20 protein-coding genes and 2 tRNA genes are annotated in these 23611 nt (G+C 45.4%); 8 read left to right on the top strand and 14 right to left on the bottom strand.

The window, feature by feature from the left end; translation table 11 throughout:
- Nucleotides 1–282: 282 nt before the first annotated feature.
- The 5 genes from B5D50_RS16940 (at nt 283) to B5D50_RS16920 (ending at nt 5833) form a co-directional block, all read left to right on the top strand.
- On the top strand, nt 283–1668 hold the full coding sequence (locus tag B5D50_RS16940) for an undecaprenyl-phosphate glucose phosphotransferase (RefSeq protein WP_078923841.1): 1386 nt from the start codon (nt 283–285) through the stop codon (nt 1666–1668).
- A gap of 23 nt (nt 1669–1691) precedes the next feature.
- Nucleotides 1692–2795 carry an acyltransferase family protein gene (locus tag B5D50_RS16935; protein WP_159448666.1) on the top strand — a complete coding sequence of 368 codons (1104 nt, stop codon included), beginning with the start codon at nt 1692–1694 and terminating at the stop codon, nt 2793–2795.
- Nucleotides 2796–2905: 110 nt separating this feature from the next.
- Nucleotides 2906–4834, top strand: coding sequence for a GumC family protein (locus B5D50_RS16930; RefSeq protein ID WP_078923839.1), 1929 nt, complete (start codon nt 2906–2908; stop codon nt 4832–4834).
- Between the two features lie 28 nt (nt 4835–4862).
- The gene (locus tag B5D50_RS16925; protein ID WP_078923838.1) at nt 4863–5321 is read left to right on the top strand and encodes a CopD family protein; all 459 of its coding nucleotides are present in this window, start codon (nt 4863–4865) and stop codon (nt 5319–5321) included.
- A gap of 32 nt (nt 5322–5353) precedes the next feature.
- Nucleotides 5354–5833 carry a hypothetical protein gene (locus tag B5D50_RS16920; RefSeq protein ID WP_078923862.1) on the top strand — a complete coding sequence of 160 codons (480 nt, stop codon included), beginning with the start codon at nt 5354–5356 and terminating at the stop codon, nt 5831–5833.
- Nucleotides 5834–5909: 76 nt separating this feature from the next.
- On the opposite strand, the gene ilvN is transcribed toward B5D50_RS16920, so the two are convergent.
- The 12 genes from ilvN to B5D50_RS16860 form a co-directional block, all read right to left on the bottom strand.
- Nucleotides 5910–6416 (bottom strand): acetolactate synthase small subunit, encoded by a 507-nt coding sequence (ilvN, locus tag B5D50_RS16915; protein ID WP_078923837.1) that lies wholly within the window; start codon nt 6414–6416, stop codon nt 5910–5912.
- 3 nt (nt 6417–6419) lie between these two features.
- A complete protein-coding gene (gene ilvB / locus B5D50_RS16910; RefSeq protein WP_078923836.1) occupies nt 6420–8114 on the bottom strand; it encodes a biosynthetic-type acetolactate synthase large subunit in 1695 nt (564 codons plus the stop codon).
- A 102-nt stretch (nt 8115–8216) separates the two neighbouring features.
- The gene (locus tag B5D50_RS16905; protein ID WP_078923835.1) at nt 8217–9128 is read right to left on the bottom strand and encodes an AEC family transporter; all 912 of its coding nucleotides are present in this window, start codon (nt 9126–9128) and stop codon (nt 8217–8219) included.
- A 53-nt stretch (nt 9129–9181) separates the two neighbouring features.
- Nucleotides 9182–9258, bottom strand: a tRNA-Met gene (locus B5D50_RS16900).
- A gap of 48 nt (nt 9259–9306) precedes the next feature.
- Nucleotides 9307–10398 (bottom strand): redox-regulated ATPase YchF, encoded by a 1092-nt coding sequence (gene ychF / locus B5D50_RS16895; protein ID WP_078923834.1) that lies wholly within the window; start codon nt 10396–10398, stop codon nt 9307–9309.
- A 21-nt stretch (nt 10399–10419) separates the two neighbouring features.
- Nucleotides 10420–10995, bottom strand: coding sequence for an aminoacyl-tRNA hydrolase (gene pth, locus B5D50_RS16890; RefSeq protein WP_078923833.1), 576 nt, complete (start codon nt 10993–10995; stop codon nt 10420–10422).
- A 19-nt stretch (nt 10996–11014) separates the two neighbouring features.
- Nucleotides 11015–11587, bottom strand: coding sequence for a 50S ribosomal protein L25/general stress protein Ctc (locus B5D50_RS16885; protein ID WP_078923832.1), 573 nt, complete (start codon nt 11585–11587; stop codon nt 11015–11017).
- 74 nt (nt 11588–11661) lie between these two features.
- The gene (locus tag B5D50_RS16880) at nt 11662–12618 is read right to left on the bottom strand and encodes a ribose-phosphate pyrophosphokinase (protein ID WP_078923831.1); all 957 of its coding nucleotides are present in this window, start codon (nt 12616–12618) and stop codon (nt 11662–11664) included.
- A gap of 33 nt (nt 12619–12651) precedes the next feature.
- Nucleotides 12652–12726: transfer RNA gene (locus tag B5D50_RS16875), tRNA-Gln, on the bottom strand.
- A 13-nt stretch (nt 12727–12739) separates the two neighbouring features.
- Nucleotides 12740–13597: a 4-(cytidine 5'-diphospho)-2-C-methyl-D-erythritol kinase gene (gene ispE, locus B5D50_RS16870; protein WP_078923830.1), complete on the bottom strand. Its 858-nt coding sequence runs from the start codon at nt 13595–13597 to the stop codon at nt 12740–12742.
- Nucleotides 13579–14217 (bottom strand): lipoprotein insertase outer membrane protein LolB, encoded by a 639-nt coding sequence (gene lolB, locus B5D50_RS16865; protein ID WP_078923829.1) that lies wholly within the window; start codon nt 14215–14217, stop codon nt 13579–13581. The genes ispE and lolB overlap by 19 nt, the downstream gene beginning before the upstream one ends.
- Before the next feature lie 18 nt (nt 14218–14235).
- Nucleotides 14236–15996, bottom strand: coding sequence for a tetratricopeptide repeat protein (locus tag B5D50_RS16860; protein WP_159448665.1), 1761 nt, complete (start codon nt 15994–15996; stop codon nt 14236–14238).
- Nucleotides 15997–16157: 161 nt separating this feature from the next.
- On the opposite strand from B5D50_RS16860, the gene hemA reads away from it, so the two are divergent.
- From hemA to prmC, 3 genes are read left to right on the top strand one after another with little or no spacing between them, the layout of a single operon-like run.
- On the top strand, nt 16158–17411 hold the full coding sequence (gene hemA, locus B5D50_RS16855) for a glutamyl-tRNA reductase (protein WP_078923827.1): 1254 nt from the start codon (nt 16158–16160) through the stop codon (nt 17409–17411).
- A 3-nt stretch (nt 17412–17414) separates the two neighbouring features.
- Complete coding sequence (prfA, locus tag B5D50_RS16850) at nt 17415–18494, top strand: peptide chain release factor 1 (protein ID WP_078923826.1); 1080 nt, start codon at nt 17415–17417, stop codon at nt 18492–18494.
- Nucleotides 18495–18547: 53 nt separating this feature from the next.
- Complete coding sequence (gene prmC, locus B5D50_RS16845) at nt 18548–19390, top strand: peptide chain release factor N(5)-glutamine methyltransferase (protein WP_078923825.1); 843 nt, start codon at nt 18548–18550, stop codon at nt 19388–19390.
- 25 nt (nt 19391–19415) lie between these two features.
- Here prmC and B5D50_RS16840 read toward each other — a convergent pair whose 3' ends face one another.
- A complete protein-coding gene (locus B5D50_RS16840; protein ID WP_078923824.1) occupies nt 19416–23072 on the bottom strand; it encodes a PilC/PilY family type IV pilus protein in 3657 nt (1218 codons plus the stop codon).
- Nucleotides 23073–23098: 26 nt separating this feature from the next.
- Entirely contained in the window at nt 23099–23611 is a 513-nt protein-coding gene (locus B5D50_RS16835) for a hypothetical protein (RefSeq protein ID WP_078923823.1), read from the bottom strand.

The following is a 23611-nucleotide window of genomic DNA, read 5'->3' as shown; positions in this document are numbered from 1 at the left end:
GCTGTCATAAAAATACCTACATTTGTATTTTTTTTGCGACACAAATTGCTGAATTAAGCTATATTTAATGGCAGAATAGCGGCCGATTTGAGTGTCTACTAGCCGCAAAAATCGAGTTTTGCTTATAGAACAGCTGCTTATGATAAATAAGCTAAAAACAATGGCTTTCATTCTATGATAAAGTTTGTTGTTTTTTTGTCAAAACCGCTGTAAATAAGCAATTGTGACAATAAAGCCCTGCGTCTAAAGCGTTAGGATAAGACTTGTGGATGGAATATAGCGATGGTCGATAAAAAAATCAGTTCTGAACTCGTCTACCGTAGTGCAGATACCCTGATTATTTTAAGCATTGTACTCTTAGCATCCGTTTATGCTCCTAGTTATGACTTCACCGATGGCTACTTAGCTGTTGGCTTAGGCGCTGCACTCATCTTCGGTTTAGTCGGACGTTTCACCGATATTTATACGTCTTGGAGTGGTCGACCCTTCTTCCGTGATGAAGCGATGCGGATGGTTGTCACTTGGCTTACGACCTTTTTCTTGCTGGTGTTCATTATTTTTGTTGCGAAAAGCTCTGATCAGTTTTCGCGGGTTGTTTTGGTTGGTTGGTTATTTACCACGCCGATCCTACTCATTATTAGCCGCTATACACTGCGGGCTGCTCTGTCCTATTTAAAACGTATCGGGATTCATAATCGTAATATTGCCATTGTCGGTATCACTGATACTGGTTTGCATTTTGCAAACTCCATCAATCAACAACCTGAATCGGGTCTGCAAGTCGCAGGCTTTTATAGTGTTGACTTAGATAATGCCAGTTTACCGAGCACCTATGCCAAGATAGGTGGTGTTGCTGAACTCTTAGAGGCTGCCCGCAGTGGAACTTGGGACCAAATTTATTTAGCTTTACCGAATCAAAACCAGCGTTTTTCAAGCCAGTTGATTAGTCAACTCGCAGATACCATCACACCTGTTCGCCTCATTCCTGATAATTTCACGCATGCCTTACTGCATAATAAATATTTAGAAATCGCTGATACACCCGTTTTATGTATTTATGATGCACCGCTGTCAGCCGAACGAGCCCTAGTCAAACGTGCAGAAGATTTAATTATCGGCAGCCTACTATTAGTTTTATTACTACCATTAATGGCGTTAATTTCTCTGGCCATTAAAACCAGTTCACCAGGCCCGGTACTCTTTAAACAATCACGTCATGGGTTACGCGGTGAAGAATTTCAAGTCTGGAAATTTCGCACGATGACTGTCTGTGAAAATGGCAGCGTGATTAAACAAGCAACACGTAATGATGCCCGCGTGACTAAAGTCGGTGCTTTCCTACGTAAAACCTCGTTAGATGAACTGCCACAATTCTTTAATGTGCTTCAAGGGCATATGTCGATTGTTGGACCACGCCCACACGCTGTCGCGCATAATGAGGCCTATAAAGCCTTAATTCCGGGTTATATGCAACGTCATATGATGAAACCAGGAATCACCGGTTGGGCGCAAGTCAATGGTTGGCGGGGTGAAACCGACACTTTGTACAAAATGCAAAAGCGTGTTGAATGTGATATGGAATATATCCGCTCATGGAGCTTAGGCTTAGATCTGCGAATTATTGTAGCCACTGCCTTCAAAGCCCTCTCCGACAAAAATGCTTATTAAATTAAACCTAATATTAGAAAATTTTGAAACTTGATCAGCTTACGTTTACACGTTATATCGCTGCTTTAACGGTTGTATTCTTTCATTTTGGCCAACAAGCCTTTCCCGCCACGCATGCATGGTGGCATCCTGTGGTAACGGCGGGGCCAATCGCGGTCAGCTATTTCTTTGTACTTTCTGGCTTTATCATGGCGGTTGCTTATTATCAGCCTAAGGCTCAGAGCCTAACCTTCAATAAAGGTAAATACTGGCTAGCACGCTTCGCACGCATTTACCCTGTGTATTTATTAGCTTTAGTGCTGATGATTCTCGCCAATTTAAAAACGGACGGTCGAGATCCTTTGGCAATTGGTTTAAGCCTTAGCATGCTTCAAGCTTGGATTCCGGGTTATGCGATGGTCTTGAACTCACCGGGATGGTCACTTTCAGTTGAAGCTTTATTTTATCTAAGCTTCCCGTTTCTGCTCTATTTTGTACATCGTAAAGGAATTAGAACCTTAGCCTTCCTCACTTTAGTCGCTTGGCTCAGTACACAAACCTTACAAATTTTTTTACACAACTCACCCAGTTATGAGGCCAAGGGTAGTTTGCATCAATTCATCTACTATCATCCTTTGATGCATCTCAGTACCTTTATGCTAGGTCTGACCGTTGGGATAAGCTTCTGTCATGGCAAATTTAAACGGTTTGATCAAGCTTGGAACGGGTTAGCAATTAGCCTACTCACCCTTCTAGTCATCTTATGCCTCGCCTATGAAACTCAACTTGAGCAGTATTTAGGAATTTTGATTGATTATAATAACGGCCTGATTGCGCCCCTATTTTTAGCAATTTTAGTGCTCTTAGCGGTCAATACTGGCTGGACAAACCGCTTGATGTCTTTACCTTTTTTAGTATTGCTAGGCGAAGCGAGCTATTCATTGTATATTCTGCAACGGCCAGCTTATGGTATTTATGACCGCGTGCTAGGCCAGTGGTTACCTTTAGATGCTAATCTGCACTATTATCTATTTGCGATCCTACTAACCGTAGCCTCTATTTTATCGTTTAAATATATGGAAACACCTCTACGGCGTTTGATCAACTCATACTACGGCTCATCTGGGAAAGCTAGCTCAAATACTTAAGCCTATGCACACTCGCTTGCCACAAGATAAGATTCAGTGCTTTAAATGGTGCTGGCTCAGCCTCAGATGCTGAAATTACGATTAACCCCAAGAACTTACTGATACCGACTATGAATCAGAACACTGCAAGTCAAGTCAATGGAACGAACTATGTTCCAGCTTATGCCAAGGCTCAGGATACCCTCGATCTGCGTGAATTTTGGAAGACTCTGGTACGTCGGAAAAAATTAGTGTTGGGTATCACGGGCGCAACTATTCTGCTCGCCCTGCTACTCACCCTGTTAAGTAGCCCGGTTTATCGAGCCACAGCCACCTTGCAAATTGAACGTGAATCCACCAAAGTGATTGACGTCAACTTTTTGAATCCGGGCGATATTCGTGATACCCGCGACTTCTATGAAACACAATTTCAATTAATCAGGCAGTATTCATTGATTGAATCGGTGATTGATAAGCTTAAACTGACTGAGGACGTGATTCGACAATCGCTGCTTGGCAAAATCAAAGGCCTATTTTCACCCGTGGATGATGCGAATAGCAAAACTGCACTGGCTAATGCCATTATTGAAAACTTAACGATTGAGCCTATTAAAAACTCACGCTTAGTCGCAATCCACTTTGATGCCTCCAGCCCAGAAAAAGCGGCCGAAGTTGCCAATGCGATTGTCGAAGAATTCGTTGAAACCAGCCGTGTACGCCGTTTAGAACTCACGGGTGATGCGCAAACCTTTTTGCAACAGCGTATCCAAGACGCTAAGCTCAAATTGCAAGAAAGTGAAAAAGCTCTCAATGTTTATGCTAAAGAAAATACCATCATCAACTTAGATGACAAAGAGTCTAATACCAGTTCGCACAAAATTATGCGTCTGTCTGAAGAGCTGGTCAAAGCAGAGAGTGAAGCCATCATTATTGAAACTGACCCAGCTCGTCAAGGTGAGCTTGCCGCTGCTAGAAAACGGGCGGAATTATTACGGGATGCTTTAAGTGAAGAAGAAAAGAAAGCCTTGATCTATCAAGACAGTCGTGTTGCCTACAATACCTTAGAACGTGAGGTTGAAACCAATCAAGCCTTGTATCAAGGTCTATTGCAACGCTTAAAAGAAATCAATGTCGTCGGCGAAGCAGGCAGCAATAACCTCAGTATTATTGATCGTGCTTTACCACCTTTACAGAAATTCAAACCTAAACTTTCCACTAATTTAGTGTTTGCAGGTCTGCTGGGTTTATTTTTGGGCATTGCCAGTGCTTTCTTACGTGAATTCATGGATGACAGTGTTAAGGATATTAATGAGCTAGAGCGCCAAACTCGTTTACCAGTATTAGGCCTAGTCCCTGCTGTGAACGAACATGACCCTAAGAAGATTGCACAACTGGTTCTAAACTCACCGAAATCTGCCTTAGCTGAGTCTTTTCGTTCTTTACGTACCACTATACGCTTTAAATTACGCGAGCAAGACGATGAGGCCATTCTGTTTGTCACCAGTGCAAGAGCGAATGAAGGTAAAACCACGGTGGCGATGAATTTAGCAAGTGCCTTCGCCCATACCGGAAATCGTGTACTCTTAGTGGATGCGGATTTGCGGAATCCTTCTCTACATAAATTGATCGGCACACGCAATCAACAAAATTTAGTCGGTTATCTGTCCGGCGAATATCCTTTGGCCCAACTGGCGCAAGCATCTAATCTGCCGAATTTGGATATAGTGGTCGCGGGTACACCGCCCAATGACCCCTCAGAATTATTAGCCAATACTAAAATGGAAGCCATGCTGAAAGCAGCCTCTCAGCATTATGATCTGGTGATCATAGATGGTCCGCCCATTTTGGGCTTGGCTGATGCTATGATTTTAAGCTCTTTAGCCAAGATCACGCTACTCACCGTGCATGCAACCGATACCAGTACGAGTACCATTAATAATGCACTCAAACGCCTACAGGAGACCGGGGCTAGTATTACAGGGATTATTTTAAACCAAGTTAAAGACGCAGAGCGTTTGGGTTATGGTGATGATTATTACCACTATCCGAATAAAGCTTAAGGATTTATTAGCTTAAAAGGAAATCAGCATGTCAATTGCTCTAGCACTACATGTACTCGCTGTTACAGTTTGGGTAGGTGGGATGTTTTTTGCCTATATGGTTTTACGTCCAGTCGCGGCCAGCCAATTACAACCTCCGCAACGTCTACCCCTGTGGCAAAGTGTGTTTAGTCGTTTCTTTCCTTGGGTGTGGGTAGCGATTGTTTTAATTCTTGCCTCAGGTTATTGGATGCTATTTGGCCCGTATGGCGGCATGAAAAATGCCCCCATCTTTATCCATCTCATGCATGCCTTGGGCTTAGTGATGATGGTGATCTTTCTGCACGTGTTTTTTGCACCTTACAAACGTTTAACGCGCTATGTGCAACAATCCAATTGGCAAGAAGCCGGTAAAGCTTTAAACCAAATTCGCTTTTTAGTAGGTCTTAATATGCTGATTGGCCTGATTACGATCGTGATTGGGGCGGCTGGCAAATACTGGTTGTGAGTACGACTAGTGCTACTCAGACTGAGCTAGTCATGACAGTTGCTGAATTGCCTTTAGCGGCTTTACAGCAACTGTTACAGCTTTATGGCCTAGCCCTGCATTTATTAGAGCCGCACACTGAGATTCCGGGTAGCTACTGGGGTGATGCCGAAGCAGGCATTATCGGGCGCTCGATTTATATCCGCCCAGATACCCCGATCCATTCATTCTTACACGAAACCTGCCATGTAATCTGCATGGATGAAGCCCGTCGACAGCAGCTACACACTGATGCCGGTGGAGAAACGACCGAGGAAGATGCGGTTTGCTATTTGCAAATACTGCTAGCAGATCAATTGCCCGAATTTGGCCAAGCCCGTGCCTTAGTCGATATGGATCGTTGGGGCTATACCTTTCGTCTTGGCTCAGCAGAGTCTTGGTTTGCAGAGGATGCCGAAGACGCTCGTCTTTGGCTAATTCAGCATGGATTGATTGATACCCACAACCAAGTGCTATTTAAACTGCGAACTTAAAACCAAATATTAAAACTAAACAGGGATAATAACTCACTATCCCTGTTTGCTTATCTTTAGGGTGGCACACACGGTTTTAAGCAGTTAGTGCACTCGAGCCTCGAGCGATGCCCATACTGCCAGAACGCACTACCTCCATAATCCGCGCATCACTCAAGGCTTGTAAAAAAGCATCAAGCTTAGAACGATGACCCGTCACTTCAATCGTATAAGTACGCTCGCTGACATCAATAATCCGCGCCCGGAAAATATCCGATAAGCGTTTGACTTGATCACAAGAGCCTTGCTTTTGTACATCGACCTTGACTAACATCATCTCGCGTTCAATGTGTGAATAATCGTTCAAATCCATCAGCTTAACTACATCAACTAATTTATGCAGTTGCTTCATGATTTGCTCAACGATTTCCTCACTGCACAGCGTCACCAAGGTTAAACGTGACAAAGTAGCATCCTCCGTAGGTGCTACAGTAAGCGATTCAATGTTATAGCCGCGTGCTGAAAATAAACCAGATACCCGCGACAAAGCACCTGCTTCGTTTTCCATTAGGATGGAAATTACATGCCGTGTTTCATCACTCATCGCTTACACCAAGATCATTTCATTGTGACCAGCATTCGCTGGAACCATCGGATAAACATTAGCTTCCCGCTTAGTAATGAAATCCATAAATACTAAGCGATTTTTCATAGCCACGGCTTCTTTCAAAGCACCTTCTACATCAGAGGGACGCTCAATGCGCATGCCAACATGACCATAGGCTTCTGCTAATTTGACGAAATCAGGCAAGGCATCCATATAAGACATCGCATAACGCTTCTGATAGAAAAACTCTTGCCATTGCCGCACCATCCCTAAATAGCCATTATTTAAGGTGACAATCTTGATGGGCAATTGATACTGCATACAGGTTGATAGCTCTTGAATATTCATCTGAATACTGCCATCACCCGTAATACAAGCCACCGTAGCCTCAGGATAAGCAATCTGCACACCCATCGCGGCTGGCAGGCCAAAGCCCATCGTGCCTAGACCACCTGAATTGATCCACCGATTGGGTTTATCAAATTTATAGAATTGTGCAGCCCACATTTGATGTTGACCCACATCCGAGCAGAGATAAGCATCCCCCCCAGTGACTTCCCAAAGTTTCTCAACCACGAATTGAGCACGAATCGACTCATGATCCTGCTCATATTTGAGGCAATCTGCTTTGCGCCATTCATTAATTTGCGCCCACCACTCCCGGATGTCTGCTGCTTGATACTCTTTCCGTGAATGCAATTCTTCCAGCAAGTCTGCTAAGACACGCTTCACATCACCCACAATCGGAATGTCCACTTTGACATTTTTAGAGATCGACGCAGGATCAATATCCACATGAATAATTTTTGCGTGGGGGCAAAATTTCTCAATATTCCCAGTCACACGGTCATCAAAACGCGCACCAATCGCAATCACTAAATCCGCTTGATGCATCGCATGGTTAGCTTCATAAGTACCATGCATCCCTAGCATACCCACAAACAAAGGGTCGGTTGCCGGATAAGCACCTAAGCCCATCAGGGTATTCGTCACTGGGAATTGCAATTCACGTGCTAATTGAGTCAGCTCAGCAGAACCACCCGACAAGATGACCCCACCACCGGTATACAAAATCGGACGCTTGCTTTCTAGCATCAAATCAATCGCACGCCGTACTTGGCGCTTATTGCCTTTAACCGTCGGATTATAAGAACGAATGCTGATTTCCTTAGGGTATTCAAAGGCACAACGCGCCATTGTAATATCCTTAGGAATATCAACCAAAACCGGCCCTGGGCGACCAGTACTGGCAATATAGAAAGCCTTCTTAATGATAGTGGCTAAATCTTTAACCTCGGTGACTAAGAAATTATGCTTAACACAAGGGCGGGTAATCCCAACAATATCAACCTCTTGAAAAGCATCATTACCAATCAGATGGCGTGGAACTTGCCCTGTAAACACCACCAGCGGTACCGAATCCATGTAGGCATCGGCAATCCCAGTGACGGCATTGGTCGCACCAGGGCCTGAGGTGACTAATACCACACCCGGCCTATTAGTAGCCTTGGCATAGCCCTCAGCTGCATGTACAGCTGCTTGTTCGTGTCGTACCAGAATGTGATTGACATGCTCAGCTTCTTTGTAGAGCGCGTCATAAATGTATAACACTGCCCCACCCGGATAACCGAAAATGGTTTCAACCCCTTCTGCCTTCAGACACTCAACGAATATCTCGGCACCGGTCAGTTCCACACTTAACTCCTGATTAAGGATTTATAAAGAAAAGAGCCGAATCATAATATGAATTCAGGGATAATTCACGTCACTCGATGGGTTATCTCGGTTTTTTTTGCTTCAATGCAGCAAGAAAGACAAAATCAAGGGCAAAGTCACCAAGGATAACAAGGTTTGCCCGGTGATCATCCCTGCCATTAACTCAGCATTCCCGCCGAGTTGACGTGCTAAAATATAGGCCGAGGGTGCGGTGGGTAACGCGGCAAAGACGATCAAAATTGAACTAGACACCGCATCTAAACCTAAAACTATGGCCACACCCCAAGCTAACAAAGGTACGATGAGTAACTTTAAAGCCGCACTCCAAAAAAATGGCGCATGCAAACCACGTAAAGCGGCTAAGTTCAGCCCCGCACCTACCGCTAATAAACCAGTCGGCAAAGCCATTTGAGCCAGTTGCCTAAGTACTTCGCTAGCAATAACTGGCAGTTTCCAAGGTAAAATATTCAGTACCATGCCGAGCACACAGGCTACCAGCAGGGGATTCGTCGCTAATGACTTGAACAGCATACCCAGCTTTAACTGCTTTTGTACAAACAGCGCAAACACCAGCACACAAAGAATATTTACCACGGGGATCATGATGGCTAAGACTAAAGCCCCTAAAGTAGGCGCTGGTGTTGGAAAAACCGCTGCCATGGCTAGGCCAATATAAGTACTAAAACGGACGACCCCCTGAAAGAATGAAGTGTAATCCGCCGCATTTAAGTTTAAAACCGCTTTAAACGGGAAGCTTAAAAAACCTGCCAAAATCGGAATTAGAATAATCCCACTGATCAATCGGCTGGTTTCAGACCAATGAATGTGCGCTTGGCTTAAATTGAGGACTAACAACGCGGGTAGCAAGACGTAATAGGAGGCTTTTTCAAGATACGGCCAAAATTCAGCCGGCAAAAAACCACTGCGTTTAGCTAGATAACCCAGCATTAACAAGCTAAAAATCGGTAAAACTGTGACAAGAATCAGGGACATGGCTGGCCATAGAAAAAGCCCTTGAAGCTGATCACTACAAGGGCTTTGAATAATGGTGGCTACGGTGAGACTCGAACTTACGACCCCAGCATTATGAGTGCTGTGCTCTAACCAACTGAGCTACGTAGCCAAGAGGCTGCAAATCTTAGCCTTAAGCATGAACCCTGTCAACACTGAACTAAACATTAAAACGGAAATGAACCACATCACCTTCCTGCAGGAGATAATCTTTGCCTTCTAGGCGCCATTTACCCGCATCTTTCGCACCTTGCTCACCCTTATAGGTGATAAAATCATGGTAAGCGATCACTTCAGCACGAATAAAACCACGCTCAAAATCCGTGTGAATTTTACCCGCACCATTCGGTGCACTTGCCCCACGATTTACTGTCCACGCTCGGACTTCTTTCACACCCGCCGTAAAGAAAGTTTGCAAACCTAGCAACTCGTAACCGGCACGAATCACCCGATTTAAGCCCGGCTCATCTAAACCCATACTCGCTAAAAACTCAGCTTGATCAGCAGCTTCCAACAAAGATAGCTCAGCTTCCATCGCCGCACACACTGGCACGACTTGCGCCTGTTCATCTTGAGCGATTTTCACCACCGCATCTAAGTAAGGATTATTGTCAAAGCCATCCTCGCTCACATTCGCAATGAACAATAAAGGCTTAATCGTAATCAGATGAAACTCACGGGCAAGCTTTTGTTCTTCAGGTGATAAAGCTAACAACCGAGCGGCTTTACCCTCAGAAAGATGGGCTAGTAAACGCTCAGCCACCGCTTTCTGTGCGAGCATTTCTTTATTGCCGGATTTAGAGGCTTTAGCTAAACGCTGTACTGCACGCTCCATGCTTTCCATGTCGGCTAGCACCAGCTCAGTATTAATAATATCAATATCGTGAATCGGGTCGACTTTGCCCGCGACATGGATAATATCGTCATTATCAAAACAGCGCACCACTTGGGCAATCGCATCCGTTTCGCGGATATGGGCTAAGAACTTATTGCCCAAACCCTCACCTTTAGAAGCACCCGCCACTAAACCAGCAATATCTACAAACTCCATCGTGGTAGGCAGGATACGTTCTGGCTTCACAATCACGGCTAGCGCCTCTAAGCGCAAGTCCGGCACCGGTACAATCCCCACATTCGGCTCAATCGTACAGAAGGGGTAATTCTCTGCTTGAATGCCTGCTTTAGTGAGTGCATTAAATAAAGTGGACTTACCAACGTTGGGCAAGCCAACAATCCCGCATTTGAATCCCATCTGATTTACCTTTTTATCTGACTATTTGCGATGCAATTCATTCATCGCCTTTTGCAAATCACCGGCCAACACTAGCGCAATTTGATCAGCTGCCTTATCCACCGCGAGCCGAATCGCAATTTCCTCATCCCGCGTCGGTGGGGATAAAACATAGTCGACCACTTTATTTCGATCACCGGGGTGGGCAATACCTAAGCGTAAGCGCCAATAATCAGCCCCCAGATGAGCATGTAGATCACGTAAGCCATTATGCCCACCGTGTCCACCGGCTAACTTCAAACGCAAATCACCGACTGGCAAGTCCAACTCATCATGGGCGACTAAAATTTGCTGCACTGGTATCCGATAGAAATCGGCGAATTGGCGCGTCGCTAAACCGCTACGGTTCATAAAAGTCATGGGTTTCAATAACCAGACTGACTCTGAACCAATCTGAATACGGCAAGCTTCACCGGAGAACCGTTTTTCAGTTAAGAACTGGCCGCTATAACGTCTAGCGAGTTCTTCAACAAACCAAAACCCGGCATTGTGCCGGGTTTTATCATACTGAGCACCCGGATTCCCCAAGCCGACTATTAACCGAATAGGCTCTGCCATCGGAGAATCCTCAAGGTTTTTAGTGAATCGCTGCTACCGCCTGATTGTGGTCATTACCTAAAGCTAACTCAGGTAAACTCACGCCTTCAGGTAATTTCAAATCTGATAAGTGGATGATTTGACCCTTATCGACATTCAACATATCAACTTCGATATACTCAGGAATGTTTTTCGGCAAACAGGCCACTAACACTTCGTTGAGGATACGGCTAACTGTACCACCACTCACTTTCACCCCTACTGAACCTTCTTCATTCATGAAGTGTAAGGGGATATGAACTTCGATCACTTCATCATCTTTAATCCGCTGTAAATCAGCATGTAAAATAATGGGCTTAGCTGGATGACGTTGTAAAGCACGCAGAATCGCAATCTCTTTCCGATCACCAAAATTAACCGAAATCAACTGTGAGTAGAAAGCTTCATCTTGCAGATTTCGAATCAACTCATTGTGCTTTAAAGAAATCGACTGGGCTGGCGTACCCGCACCATAAATAACTGCAGGCACCTTATTCTCACGACGCAGGCGGCGGCTCGCACCCTTTCCCTGCTCTGAGCGGGCTTCTGCCTGCAATGAAAACTCTTTAGACATAATTCATACTCCAAAATTAATAAAAACCACTGGATCCGCGACCAGATCAAGCGGCCAGATCAGCTTCACTGATCTTATTCTTCCTCAAACAGAGAACTGACCGAATCATCTCGGTTAATTCGCAAAATCGTTTTGGCTAAAATCCCTGCCACAGAAAGCTGGCGGATTCTAGCACATTTCTTGGCGTTTGCACTCAAGGGGATAGTATCAGTGACAACGACCTCATCCAGCAAAGAATTTTCAATATTCTCAACTGCTTTTCCCGAGAATACCGCATGTGTTGCATACGCGCAGACACTTAAAGCCCCACGATTTTTCAAGGCCGCTGCTGCATTGCATAAAGTGCCGCCTGTATCAATCAAATCGTCGATTAAGACGCAATGCCGCCCTTCTACTTCACCGATGATATTCATAATCTCGGCTTTATTCGGTTCAGGGCGGCGCTTGTCGATAATCGCTAAATCGGCATTACCTAAAACTTTAGACAAGGCGCGGGCGCGTACCACCCCACCTACATCTGGCGAAACCACAATGATATGCTCTAAATTCTTCGCCATCACATCCGCTTGCAACACACCGGAAGCATAGATATTGTCGACGGGCACATCAAAAAACCCCTGAACTTGGTCAGAATGTAGATCAATAGTTAATACCCGATCGACATGCCCGGTCGCGACCATATCGGCGACTAATTTCGCTGAAATCGGCACACGACGTGACCGAACTCGTCGATCTTGGCGCGCATAGCCATAGTAAGGAATCACGGCCGTAATCCGCCCAGCTGAAGCACGATACAGAGCATCGGTGATAATCAATAACTCCATTAAGTTATCGTTCGTCGGTGAGCAGGTGGGCTGAATCACGAAAACATCACGGCCTCGGACATTTTCTAAAATCTCGACATGCACTTCACCATCACTGAAGCGTTCTGCTTTGATTTTACCTAGGGAAATTCCGAGATGATCAGCGATTTTTAGAGCAAGTCCAGGATTGGCATTACCTGCGAATACCATCATTCTATCGTCAGACATGGAGTGTCTCGCATTGAATATAAGACAGGGGGATGGCTGGGCTGCTAGGATTCGAACCTAGGTATGGCGGAATCAAAATCCGCTGCCTTACCGCTTGGCGACAGCCCATCAAAAGAACTTTCTAACTTAAGGTGTTAAGCTTTTCATGCAAAGGCGATACACATCGACCTTTGGCTACAAAACCTGACCATTGTTTAGGTAGATTTTTTGCTATTGTTTGAGCTGACGCTTCATCGTCAAACTCTGCAAATAAACAAGCTCCAGAGCCTGTTAATCTTGCTTGATCTCCTAGCCACTCAAATGCTTTGGCAACCTCAGGAGAGTTTTTCCTTACCACTGGCTCAAACACATTGGTTGTTTGCCCTGCAAGAAAGGCCGCCATTCTGATGGGTTTGCAGTTACGTGTCAACCCTTCTGCTGAAAAAACTTCAGCGGTTGAAATATGCACCTTAGGGTGTAAAACGAAATACCATTTTTCTGGCAAATTCACCGGCTCTAGGCGTTCACCAACCCCTTCAGCCCAAGCAGCATGACCTTGTACAAATACAGGCACATCGGCCCCCAAACGCAAGCCCCAAGCGGCAAGCCTGTCTAAATCTAGCTGCAAGTTCCACAGATAATTCAGACCTAACAGCACCGTGGCCGCATCTGAGCTGCCCCCACCTAAGCCACCGCCCATCGGTAAAATTTTGTGTACTTTTATATCAACACCTAACTGACAACCAGTAGCTTGCTGCAATAAACGCGCTGCCTTTACGACTAAATCTTCATTTTCAGGGATTAACGGTGAAGCAAATGAGCGGGTGATTTTTCCATCGCCACGGACTTGCAAACTAATGACATCGCTATAATCTAAAAACTGAAATAGCGTCTGGAGCAGATGATAACCATCCGCTCGCCGACCGGTAATATGCAGGAATAGATTGAGCTTTGCAGGCGCAGGTAAGCTTAAAGCTTCGCCTAGAAACGTGTTTTCCATTCTTTGGCAACTAACTTAGCTTTTACTCGCTCAGACGCCTTCTCTAACTGAATCTTGCTAGGCAAAGCCTGAGTGCCATTCCCTTCATAACTGGCATAATCCACCACCCAGCCCGCTTGCTGTAAGCGTGTAGGGCGACCCGCCGCATCTAATTTCACAGCATCCACCGCAACATTAGGCGAAGGCAGACCACGCGCCCAATATTGGAGATTTTTTAGCGGTAAATTCATTTTTAACTGCCTTGCCAACAACCGCTCTGCATCAGTATCTTGATAAACCTTGCCATCAGCTGCCTTTAAGGTGACTTGCGAACCTGTTTCCAGCACCGTTGCCATCAAACCACCCGTTAATGGATTTTGGATCTGCATTTCATATTGGCGCGAATTGCGTTGAGCCCAATCCAACCCAAATGACCAACTTTGCTCACGCAGTTGCAAACCAACCCGCCCTTTTAACTGCCATTGCTGCATTTGTGCCAAGACCCGCTGCCGTTCAGCCCAAGCTGCTTCTGGATTGGCGGCTTTCATGACGCTACCTGAGGTAGTAGGCTTAGGTTGGCTGCTACAAGCAGTCAAGACCAAAGCACTGGTACACAATAGGGCTAAGTAAACTTGCTTCATAATTTCTTCCTTGAAAAACTAATTCGTCTGATCGGCTAAAGCGGCGATACGCTGTTTTACATCTACTAGTTGCTTATCATCTGGATATTTTGCCAACATCGCTTTCAGTAGCGTGCGTGCTTCTTCGATTTTACCATTCACCGACAAGACCTCGACCAAATGCGCGCCAATTTCAGGATCAGGCATCTTATCATGTGCCTTACGCAACCACTCTTCTGCGCCTTTAGCATCGCCTTTTTTGAACAGCGCCCAACCCATACTGTCCATCACTGCGGGGTTATCTGGGCGCAAATCCAGCGCTTGTTTAATCAAATCATAGGCATCTTGATAGCGAGTGGTGCTCACCACTAGCATATAGCCCAAAGCATTGAGTGCATCCGCGTCTTTAGGATCTAGCTGAAGGATTTCACGCAAATCCTTTTCAGCCTGCTCCACCTTACCCATCCGGTCATAACTTAAGGAGCGCGCATAGAGAATATCGCGTTTTTTGCTAGCAAACTCTTCGGCTTTATTAAATAGATCAATCGCTGGCTGATACTGGCCGGCATCATGCAAGAGCTGTCCCTTCGCCATTAATGCAGTCACTTTTTGCTCAGGCAGTGTGGCTTTTTCTAGTAAACTATCCAACCAAGCTTGGGCGGCTGGCAAGCCTTGTTCTTTATGCAATAACGCTGATTTACGACCAATCGCATCTCGTGCAAAATCACCATTTAAAGCTTCATCATAAGCCTTTAAAGCCTCATCAATACGCTTTTGGCCTTCATAAATTTGTGCTAGAAAATAACTCGCTTCATATTTGCGCTCAGGAATGTCCAACAACTTTTTCATTAAAGGTTCGGCGAAAACAAATTCATCTTGCTCTAAATGTAACAGGCCTAAGGTATACAGAATATCTGCATTATCTGGTTGCTCGGCATAGAGTTGCTTATAAATAGGACGAGCATCGTCACGGCGATCCGCCATAATCAACATCCGCCCATATTCCAGCTTTAACTCTTGATTTTTGGTCGTTTTAGCATAAGGCTCTAAGGTCGTCAGGGCTTCTGAAACCCGCTCTAAACTCAATAAAGCTTTAGCCCGTAAACGCACGGCCTCCTCTTTTTGTGCCGCATCACCTGAGGTTTGTACCGATTCAGTGCTCGCTAAAACCGCTTCCATTTTATTGGCATTTAAGGCAAAGGTAGCCAGCACTAATTGGACTTTCGGCGTACTTTCAACTTTTTCGGCATAACGTTTAATCACTTCATAGGCATTGGCCGCGCCTGCATCTAAAGCCAGCAGCGAAACAACATACTCAAAGCCATGTCCTTCTTTTTTCTGCATATAATCGCGAACCCAAACCACATCTTCAACCGCTAAATCATAATTACCCAATTGGGCATTCAACAGCGCTCGATATTGATGTACCTCAACTGTATCGGGTTCTAAACTAGCCCATTGATCGAGTGCCGCTTTAGCTAATACGGGTTCTCCAGCCTGAATAGCAACTTCAGTGGCACGTTTGGCTAAGGCCTGATCCTTACTCTGCCCCACCGCTAAGACATAATGTTGAGCAGCTTGCTTGATCTTGCCTTGGCGAATCAGCATTTCTGCGACTAAGGTATTGTAAAGTTGATAGCTGGTCTCCGATTGGAACGGCTCTTTAGGCAATAACGGCCCTGCAAGAGTAGAGAGTGTAGCGGGTGGTTCGGCAAAACTTTGTGTGCCAACTGTACAACCTGCGATGACTAAAGCAAGAGACAGCCCTACAAAACGATGGGAAACATGAAAACGGGACATAGGCAACTCCAGCATCCAAGGATACCGTTAATAGTCGAATTGGCTTGGTTTTAAAGGTATATTCAAAGGTATATTCATTAAACCACCTTGTAATCCTGCATAACGTATCAGAAAATCCGCGCTTCTGAAAATAGAATATATATGCGGTAATTACGCTCTGGATGTCGATTTTTGTCGTTGGTGTCAATCATAAATCAGCCCCTGTTGCCATTCGTGAACAGGTTGCTTTCTCGCCTGAACGTTTAGTAGAGGCCTTGCATTCAGCAAAACTCGTCACTCAAGAGCATTTAATTCTCTCAACTTGCAATCGCACTGAGGTCTATGCTGCAGGGCATGAGCCACAACAAATTGAGCAACTGATTGCTTGGCTAGCACGCTTTCATAATATTTCACTCAGCAAATTGCAGCCCTATCTGTTTGTTTATCAAGAAGAACAAGCCGTACAGCATGCGATGCGGGTTGCTTGTGGTCTTGATTCCTTAGTCTTAGGCGAACCACAGATTTTAGGTCAACTAAAAACCGCCTTGCAACAAGCGAGCCAAGCGCAAGCCACCGGCCATCAACTGACGCATTTAATGCAACAGGCTTTTAATACTGCCAAAAAAGTCCGCACCCAGACCCGTATCGGTGCTAATCCGGTGTCAGTTGCCTTTGCAGCCGTGAGTCTGTCTAAGCAAATTTTTAGTCACTTAGAACAGCAAACCGCCTTATTAGTCGGTGCAGGTGAAACCATTGAACTGGTAGGACGGCATTTAAACGCGCATAACATTGGCCAAATTATTGTCGCTAATCGCAATCTAGAACGCGCCCGCAAAGTCGCTGATCTTTATCATGGTATTGCTATTGGCTTACCGGAAATAGCTGACTATTTAGCCAAAGCAGATATTTTAATTTCCTCAACGGCAGCCCCCTTACCGATTATTGGGAAAGGTATGGTCGAGAGTGCTCTAAAGCTGCGTAAGCACCGCCCGATGTTTATGGTTGATATTGCAGTTCCCCGTGATATTGAGCCAGAAGTCGGTCATTTAGATGATGTCTATTTATATACCGTCGACGATCTGCAATCGGTGATTGAAGAAAACCTACAATCACGCCGCGCAGCAGCTGAACAAGCTGAAACGATGGTACTTGATGAAGTCCAAGGCTTCATGGGTTGGCTCAGAGCGCAAGAGCATCGTGATACGATTCGCCAATTTCGACACCACAATGAGGCCATTCGTGATGAAGTCCTCGCACGTGCACACAAGATGCTCCAAAACAAAAACCCCAGCGAAGTACTTGAGTTTCTGGCAAATACCCTCACTAATAAGCTCACGCACGCCCCTATCCAAAGCATGAATCATGCCGCACAAACAGGAAATGATGTATTATTGGCGCATGCCAAAACTCTGTTCAACCTTACTGATGAATCCTAGACTGTGAAAGAATCTATCTTACAAAAATTAGAAAACTTAAATGAGCGTTATGCCGAAATCACAGTATTACTAGGCGAAAACGAGGTCATTTCTGATCAAGAGCAGTTCCGTAAACTGTCCATTGAATACAGCCAATTAGAACCAGTGGCCTTAGGCTTTCGGGATTATCAGCGTAGCTTAGACGATATTGCTACCGCGCAAGAAATGCTGGCTGACCCTGAAATGCGCGATATGGCTGAAGAAGAATTATCCACTGCCAAACTGCGGCGGGACGAACAAGCCCTAGAATTACAAAAACTTCTCTTACCTAAAGACCCGCATGATGGTAGCAATATCTTCCTTGAGGTTCGTGCTGGTACTGGTGGCGATGAGGCTGCAATTTTTGCGGGTGATTTATTCCGTATGTATGCCCGCTATGCAGAACAGCAACGCTGGCAAGTTGAAATTTTAAGCCAAAACGAGGGCGAACACGGTGGTTACAAAGAAATTATTGCTCGAATTATTGGTAGCCAGGTGTATTCACGCCTGAAATTTGAATCCGGTGCACATCGAGTGCAACGAGTACCGGAGACGGAATCACAAGGCAGAGTCCATACCTCAGCCGCTACTGTGGCGATCATGCCCGAAGCCGATGAAGTAGAAGCACAACCGATTAACCCTGCTGACTTACGAGTCGATACCTTCCGTGCCTCGGGTGCAGGTGGGCAACATATCAATAAAACCGATTCAGCGATTCGGATTACGCATCTACCTTCAGGTTTGGTCGTGGAGTGCCAAGATGAGCGTTCACAACATAAGAATCGAGCGCGAGCAATGTCTTTGCTGCAATCCCGTTTATTGGAAATCGAACGCCAAAAGCAAAATACCGAACAAGCTGAAACCCGCAGAAATTTAGTGGGCTCTGGTGACCGCTCTGAACGTATTCGTACTTATAATTTTCCTCAAGGTCGGGTCACGGATCACCGCATCAATCTCACACTTTATAAGTTAGATGACATTATTGCCGGTAGCCTCGATCAAGTGATTGACCCCTTAGTGCATGAATATCAAGCTGATCAACTCACGGCTTTAGCAGGTGAATAGCCGCAGGTTAATTCAATCAACTGCCCATAAACTGAACCTTCATTGACGCAGCCGTGCAAATCCGTGAAGCCCTACAACAAGCCAGCCGATATTTAGAGTCTAGCTCTGACAGTGCACGCTTGGATGCTGAGCTGCTGCTTGGGAAAGTATTAGGTAAACCTCGTAGCTATCTATTCACTTGGCCAGAAAAAGAACTCAAACCGGAAGAGTCTCATCAGTTTCAAAGCCTACTGGCTCAACGCTTACAAGGCCAGCCTGTGGCTTATTTATTAGGCTATCGTGAATTTTGGGGTATGGAGCTAGAGGTTTCGCCAGCAACCTTAATTCCACGTCCCGATACTGAGCTGATCGTTGAATTGGCCTTAGAACACCTTGCTCAGACAGTTGCCCCGAGGATTCTTGATTTAGGCACGGGTACAGGTGCTATTGCCTTAGCGCTCGCTAAAGAACGCCCGGATGCCCATATTCTAGCGCTGGATAATTCCGTCGCAGCCTTAGCCGTCGCCCAGCGCAATCAACACCGCTTAGGCTTTAGCCATGTAAACTGGCTAGCCTCTAATTGGTTAAGTGCTTTAGCTCCAGCCAAGCAATTTAGCTTGATTGTCTCTAACCCACCGTATATAGCAGAACATGACCCTCATTTATCTCAAGGTGATCTTCGTTTTGAACCGCGCTCGGCTTTAAGTTCAGGTGCACAAGGTTTGGCTGATCTTAGTTATTTAATTCAAACCGTTCCTGACTATTTGCAAGCCGGAGGCTGGTTAATGTTGGAACATGGCTACACTCAAGGCGCAGAAGTTGCTGCCGTTTTCACAGACACAGGCTACACTGAGTTAGCCTGTTATCAAGATTTGGCAGAGCATGACCGAGTTAGCCTCGGTCGCTATCCTCGCTAGTTTTAGCGACCTCTATCTTATGAATTCAGTCACGACTGACATCACGATCTAGCCAGAATAAGCGTGGCAACTGATTCCCTAAATCAATCCGGTCAACAGCCTGATTACTTCCATTAGTTAAATGGGTTGCATCTAATAAAGCATGCTGCATTTTGCCAATACGGACTTCTAAACCTTGCACACAATCACTGCTAGTACACGCACTGCCATCCGCTGCCATCGGTTGCTTAAAGACCAATTGAGGCGTATCTGGGATTTCATCAATACCAATGATCATAGAGCGTACTTTTTCATCCGGCTTACTAGGATCTAAGCTTCCAACCGCTGCGCCACTAAATAAATCCATCACATAGGCACGCCCTGCACTGGTTGAAACATCACAAGTCCCCGCATTGCCTTCCTCGATAGAGAAACTCGTAAAGACAATTTTATTCATGAAGGTTAAAGCAGGCGCCAAGACCTTCTCTGCTTGATTGGGCAAATCATAATACCAACCTGTTAAACTGGTATCTGTCAGTAAATTATTCGTGCTACTGAGGGTATCCACATCCACCAAACTACTCGTCTCCTCAATGGGGAAAATAGCACTATCTGGCTCTGCAAAGGGTTGACGGTCAACTAATACATAGAAGCGATCATTAATCGTCTCAGATAAAGGATGCGAGCGATAACCGCTGCCAATCGACAAAGTTAACAGATCTTTACCATTCATTTTAGCAACCGCGACATCGGGCTCGTAATAAAACATCCGCTTATCACTACCACTGCCACCCAAATTGGCAAATTGGCTTAAGCGGGCTTTTTGATAATCGTAGAGCGTCGTTGTATCTGCATCTTTCACATCCACATCCAGATCGACACGCCAAATATGCCCACCCGTATCACCGAAATACAAACGATCTAAAGCACCATTCTGATCCATATCTAAGACACGAATATCACCAGGGATACTATGTTTTAATTCCATCACTGCATTAGAAACATCTGCCCGTAAAGACCAAATCAGCTCGGTTCCATTATGTGCATTCACGATATAGACATCATGACCCTTATTATGAGTTAAACGATTCGCGGGATTTTCATCTTCTAAAATAGGGTCGAAACCACCACCAAATACCAAGACATCTTTTAAAACACTGCCTGTGCTAGCATCTGCATCAGCGACTCGCATTTTAGCCAACACGGGCTTTGACCAAGACTCACCTAAGTTATTGAAACCCGCTGTCGTATCGTCCACTACCCAAGCCAAACTTGGTGCACTCATATCCGTGATATCTAAAGCATAATAAGCACTTCCTCCTCGGCGCAGGCCAAAATACACATAAATTTTGTCCTGATCATCCGGTTTGATTTGTCCGTCATTATTTTTGTCGTAATACCAAACCGTTAACGGACCATCGACGCCATAGAGGTGCTGAGTAGTGAGAGGATTCTCATAGAGGGTTTTGATATTTTTTAATAAAACAGAGGGCATAAAGGCCCATTTTTCAACACCTGTTGCTGTATCAAAGGCGTGTAGATAACCTTCATTACTGCCTGCTAAGACATAGGATTTGCCCTGACTGTCTCGTACCATCACTGGCTTACTGTTCATAATATCGCCTAGGTGCTGACGTGCCGTACCATCTTCATTATAGCCTCGGATAAACTCCAGCAAACTTTCATGCTGAGTATCTGTCATAGCCGCATCACCTAAACTCGCTTTGCTGATTGTGGTGTCTAAAGTGACTAAAGAGGTTTTATTATCAGTCCACAGTACACGGTTTGCAGGGTCTAATAAACTGGCTGCCCCGCCGCCAGTCACATCCGAACCACTGGCTGTTGCCCCCCAAAAATCCCAAGCACTATCTAAAAACTGCCCTTGTGCGTCCACAGCGGCTTGGGTAGCCGTCGTGCCTGTTTTGCCAACAATCACCCCATTTTCTAACTTAAACTTCTTTAAATTCCCCTTCCATTGCGCATTCGGTGTACGCTTGAAGACTGGAATAAACACCTCATCTGAATGGGCTAGATAGCTATTAGGGTCAACCTTATAAGTCGGCGAGGTAAACGAAGACGCCGAAGCTTGCACACGCCCAATGATTGAGCTGAAAGCACTCGTCAGGTCTTTAACATTATTGGCATGAAAAAAGTTATTGCTCGTAGCCGCTAAACTAGGCGTACCACCCGCACCGCCCATAAAGATTGACGGTTCGATTAACTTCAGCAAAGCTTCTGCTAAATCAGGATTAGTCACAAAGCTTTTCCATAAAGCCCAAGTACTGACTAAAGGATGACTAGTATCATGAGCCGCTTGAGCGACTAAGGTCGTCGCGCTTAAAGGACGAGCCGCTGCATACACTGGCTCAGCGGCTACGGGTTTACTGACACTCGTGGCCTGAGCGATGACTTGCTGCAAGGCCTTGCGTAATTCAGTCGCATTATTAGCGACCTTTAAATGCCCAGCCTCCGCTAAGCTTTGCAAATACTGAGTGCCCGCAGGATCATTCAAAGCAAAAGCAATCGTGAAAGTTTCAATAGTTTGCTTACCCGCAAAAGCCGTGCTTTGATCTTCATTTGCCAAATACTCTGCCAACTCTGGTCCACAAGTCCCCGCTGGATAGCCTGAAGGTGAATCGAGACAAGTTTTACCCACCGTCGTTTCAATCAAACTGCGCCAGACAGGATAATCGGCAATACCATTGTCTCCTTCAGGACGCCCGTCTGACATAAAGACAATATAGTTTGACTGACATTCAGAAGTCAGTGGTGAGCTATAATTAGCTGTACCTGCCAGTTGGCCAATACAACTACGAGTTTGGCAAATTTCCGCCTCCACTTGCCCACCTGGAACCAAACAATTAGCATAATTATAACCAGGGCAAGTATATCCGCCCGTACACTCCCATACAGTACCTACTCCAGATTCATTAACACTCGTCGTCGTCCACTCACAACAAGCATCATTGGTTGCTTCAAACTGTAAACAGCCCACATCTACCCATTGATTGGCACAGCTCCCTGGAATTATTTCATTATAACAAGCCCCTGCCGTATTATTGCAGGCATACGGTGCTGAGTAACTTGCACAAGCATCATAGCTTAAGTTACCAGTATAAGTTGAAGGATGAGCAGCACGCACATGGCTAGGCTGTAAAGCACCGAAACTACTCACTTGCTCACCACGATAATAACGAGCTGCCTCAGCAAACGAGTCAACAATTGGTGTAGAACCTCTCGCCTGCCAGCTATTCACCACCAATGGTAAAAATGCTCTGACCGTTTGCCCAGCAATAGGATCAGGCAAATTATCCTGATCCACGGTTAGTTTATCCGTGATAATCGGTAAAGCCTCGGCATCAATCGGCTTGACAGGAAAGCTAATCCCACTGGGACTCGCACTATACTCACCACCATAACGCAGCAAGCCTACATTTAAATTCGCAGGTGCATTGGTAATGACATCAGCAAATACCTCTTGCAAGACACTCATGCGTGATTTTTTGCCACCCATTCCATCATCAATATCTTCACCATTCATACTGCCAGAGGTGTCTAGCATAAATAAAATATTGGGATTCGCTGCAGGCTTGGCTGAAGAGTAAATTTCTGAATCATCGGCGAGGGCACTAAGCTGCCAGCTCGCAATAAAGACACCCAACAAGTAACTTATGTAAGTTCCAGCTTTCTTATTATTTTTCATGATTAGCTTCCAGATTCAGTTAGTGCTTATTCGGCAGGTACATATTTTAAAATACCAGCCACATGCTCACTGTGTGCAGAAGTACCTGCTACTTGACTATCAGCAACCACCGTGAACAAGCGACAAGCAATATTGCCACTCTTAGGCGTCATTGAAGTACTCATCGCAACACCACTCAATACAGGTGGGCAGGCAATACCTGTACCCATCGAGATGGCGCTCGATGAAGTGATTTGCTCACCCGCGCTCACCGCATCTTGGTAAGGACCAAAGGCTTTATCGGTATTATCAGCGACTTTCTGCTCAGCCGATTGTTTGATATTGTAAAGACTCACCGAACGACGTAAGGCTGACTCAGCCCCCTGATAGGTAAAATCATCAAACATCACATTACCCACAATCCGTGTATCTAGCATCGAAATACGGCTAGCCGTCACGCCCAAAGCAGCTAACACCAAGAGTCCTACCAAACCCCACAGTAAGACCGTACCTTGCTGAGATTTAAAACCTAAATGAGATGGTTCAGTCTGTATCGGCAT

Source organism: Thiothrix eikelboomii (assembly GCF_900167255.1).
In the GTDB taxonomy this organism is placed as follows: domain Bacteria; phylum Pseudomonadota; class Gammaproteobacteria; order Thiotrichales; family Thiotrichaceae; genus Thiolinea; species Thiolinea eikelboomii.
This window is presented reverse-complemented; position numbering and strand designations above follow the sequence as displayed.

What these genes read in the sequence shown, in the direction of transcription:
- B5D50_RS16925 (WP_078923838.1), top strand. Translation starts at nt 4,863, where the DNA reads ATGTCAATTGCTCTAGCACTACATGTACTCGCTGTTACAGTTTGGGTA.
- B5D50_RS16905 (WP_078923835.1), bottom strand. Translation starts at nt 9,128, where the DNA reads ATGTCCCTGATTCTTGTCACAGTTTTACCGATTTTTAGCTTGTTAATG.
- B5D50_RS16840 (WP_078923824.1), bottom strand. Translation starts at nt 23,072, where the DNA reads ATGAAAAATAATAAGAAAGCTGGAACTTACATAAGTTACTTGTTGGGT.
- pth (WP_078923833.1), bottom strand. Translation starts at nt 10,995, where the DNA reads ATGGCAGAGCCTATTCGGTTAATAGTCGGCTTGGGGAATCCGGGTGCT.
- hemA (WP_078923827.1), top strand. Translation starts at nt 16,158, where the DNA reads ATGTCGATTTTTGTCGTTGGTGTCAATCATAAATCAGCCCCTGTTGCC.
- B5D50_RS16835 (WP_078923823.1), bottom strand. Translation starts at nt 23,611, where the DNA reads ATGCCGATACAGACTGAACCATCTCATTTAGGTTTTAAATCTCAGCAA.
- ychF (WP_078923834.1), bottom strand. Translation starts at nt 10,398, where the DNA reads ATGGGATTCAAATGCGGGATTGTTGGCTTGCCCAACGTTGGTAAGTCC.
- B5D50_RS16885 (WP_078923832.1), bottom strand. Translation starts at nt 11,587, where the DNA reads ATGTCTAAAGAGTTTTCATTGCAGGCAGAAGCCCGCTCAGAGCAGGGA.
- ispE (WP_078923830.1), bottom strand. Translation starts at nt 13,597, where the DNA reads ATGGAAAACACGTTTCTAGGCGAAGCTTTAAGCTTACCTGCGCCTGCA.
- B5D50_RS16880 (WP_078923831.1), bottom strand. Translation starts at nt 12,618, where the DNA reads ATGTCTGACGATAGAATGATGGTATTCGCAGGTAATGCCAATCCTGGA.
- B5D50_RS16930 (WP_078923839.1), top strand. Translation starts at nt 2,906, where the DNA reads ATGAATCAGAACACTGCAAGTCAAGTCAATGGAACGAACTATGTTCCA.
- lolB (WP_078923829.1), bottom strand. Translation starts at nt 14,217, where the DNA reads ATGAAGCAAGTTTACTTAGCCCTATTGTGTACCAGTGCTTTGGTCTTG.
- B5D50_RS16860 (WP_159448665.1), bottom strand. Translation starts at nt 15,996, where the DNA reads ATGTCCCGTTTTCATGTTTCCCATCGTTTTGTAGGGCTGTCTCTTGCT.
- ilvN (WP_078923837.1), bottom strand. Translation starts at nt 6,416, where the DNA reads ATGAGTGATGAAACACGGCATGTAATTTCCATCCTAATGGAAAACGAA.
- B5D50_RS16940 (WP_078923841.1), top strand. Translation starts at nt 283, where the DNA reads ATGGTCGATAAAAAAATCAGTTCTGAACTCGTCTACCGTAGTGCAGAT.
- B5D50_RS16920 (WP_078923862.1), top strand. Translation starts at nt 5,354, where the DNA reads ATGACAGTTGCTGAATTGCCTTTAGCGGCTTTACAGCAACTGTTACAG.